This window comes from Microbacterium sp. 69-10 (genome assembly GCF_001897945.1).
Classification (GTDB): Bacteria; Actinomycetota; Actinomycetes; order Actinomycetales; family Microbacteriaceae; genus Microbacterium.
Window position 1 is genome coordinate 151842 of record NZ_MKRT01000025.1, and the last position, 1797, is coordinate 153638.

A 1797-nucleotide genomic window follows, 5' to 3' on the forward strand; every position below is an offset into this window, starting at 1 on the left:
ACCCGCCTCGAGGTTGCGCTTGCCGATGTAGCACCAGGGGCAGGCGATGTCGGACCAGATGTCGATGGAGATGGGTTCGCTCACAACACCATTCAACGGCATGGAACGCGGTCGTATTCCGTCCCGGTAATCTTCTCTGATGCTCAGCGCCTCCGATCCGATCCCCTTCCGCCCGCGGCGGGTGCTGGTCGCCGGAGTGTCGGGTTCCGGGAAGACGACGTTCGCCGCCCGGCTCGCGGATGCCGCGGATCTGCCGCGCCACGAGCTCGATGCGTTGCACCACGGCCCGGAGTGGACGCCGCGGGAGTCGTTCCTCGACGACGTGCGCGCGTTCGCCGCGACCGACCGCTGGATCAGCGAGTGGCAGTACAGGTCGAAGGGCGTAGACGAGGTGCTGCCGCCGCGCGCCGAGCTGTGCGCGTGGCTCGACTACCCCGACCGGATCGTGCGCGGGCGCCTGTGGCGGCGGACGCTGAAGCGCAGCATCCTGCGGCGGGAGCTGTGGAACGGCAACCGCGAGCCGACGCTTTGGCAGCTGGCGACCACGACCGCACCCGAGGAGAACGTGCTGCGCTGGCAGCAGCAGACGTTGAACGTCTGGCGGGAGCGGATGCCGGAGTACGAGGCGCGCTTCCCGCACCTGGCGATCGTGCGCTTCGCGCATCCGCGCGAGGCCGAGCGGTGGCTGGCCCGCCTCGTCTTCCCCGGTCGTTGAGCGAGCGAAGCGAGACGAAATGCCCTGAGCGAGCGAAGCGAACCGAAACGGCCTCGACGCCAGGGAACTCCCGGTCGTCGAGAGAAAAGACTCGCGAAACCGCTTCCCTTGTTCGTATATATGTACTACACTGAGAGGATGACAGGCGCATCCCTTCACCCCACGGACCAGCAGGCCGCCCTGCTGGCCGAGTGGGTGGAGGTGCGTCGTCAGATCAACGCCCTCGAAGCGCGAGCGGCAAGCTTGCTGGCGGATCGTCTGGTTCTGATGGATGCCGATGTCATCGAGGCCCCGTTGCACAGGAACGCGATCGAACGGTCGATGATCGCCGAGTACACCGCCGCGGGCCGGGTCGCGAAAGGGAGTGTCGAGCATGCGTTCGCGGGTGCGCGGGCACTGCGGGAATCCTTCCCCGCTGTGGCAGACGCATTCGCCTCCGGAACGATCACCGCCTCTCACGTGCGGGAGATCCTGTCTGCCGCGTCTCCCGTGCAGCAGGCGGTCGCCGACGAGACGATCCCGCCGCACCTACTGGGCCTGTATGAGGCGGCGGCTCTGGAGTTCGCGGAGGCTGAGGCTCCTGCCCGGACTCGGGCGCATGTCCGGGAACTCGGCGCCGCCCTCGCCCCGCGCACCGTGGTCGAGCGGCATGCGGATGCGCGTGCCGAGCAGTGCGTCACAATCCGGCCCGTCACAGACGAACTGAGCCTGCTGAGTGCGTTGATGCCCACCCACCGGGCAGAGGCCATCATGGACCGCCTCACAGCCATGGCCAGACTGCAGAAGCATCGGGACGGTGACCCCACCCTCCCGATGGACCCGCTCCTCGAGGCCGAAGTCGATCGGTCCGTGGAGGTCATCACCGCGAACGGCACGTTCACCGTCGACCCGTTCGCGTGGAACGGCCCTGTCGAAGACGACCCCGCCGACACCCCGGAGTCCGTCGATGCGTACCTGGAGATGATGGACCGCGCCATCGCACGGGGCCCGGTCCCGGTGCTGATCCCCGAAGACCCCCGCGGGATCGACCAGATCCGCACCGAACTCCTCACCGATCTGCTCCTGACCGCGCGCCCGGGCGA

At 68.1% G+C, this 1797-nt stretch carries 3 protein-coding genes; 2 read left to right on the top strand and 1 reads right to left on the bottom strand.

Features of this window, described 5'->3' with window-relative positions; all coding sequences use genetic code 11:
• A partial coding sequence (locus BGN97_RS13785; RefSeq protein ID WP_292702621.1) for a DsbA family protein occupies positions 1–84 on the bottom strand: 84 nt, incomplete at its 3' end.
• A 55-nt stretch (positions 85–139) separates the two neighbouring features.
• Between BGN97_RS13785 and BGN97_RS13790 the strand changes: the two genes are divergently transcribed.
• Both BGN97_RS13790 and BGN97_RS13795 read left to right on the top strand, forming a co-directional pair.
• The gene (locus BGN97_RS13790) at positions 140–715 is read left to right on the top strand and encodes an AAA family ATPase (RefSeq protein WP_292702602.1); all 576 of its coding nucleotides are present in this window, start codon (positions 140–142) and stop codon (positions 713–715) included.
• Between the two features lie 138 nt (positions 716–853).
• A partial coding sequence (locus BGN97_RS13795; protein WP_292702604.1) for a DUF222 domain-containing protein occupies positions 854–1797 on the top strand: 944 nt, incomplete at its 3' end.

Excerpts from the sequence above, each read along its gene's own strand:
- BGN97_RS13790 (WP_292702602.1), top strand. The coding sequence starts at position 140 with ATGCTCAGCGCCTCCGATCCGATCCCCTTCCGCCCGCGGCGGGTGCTG.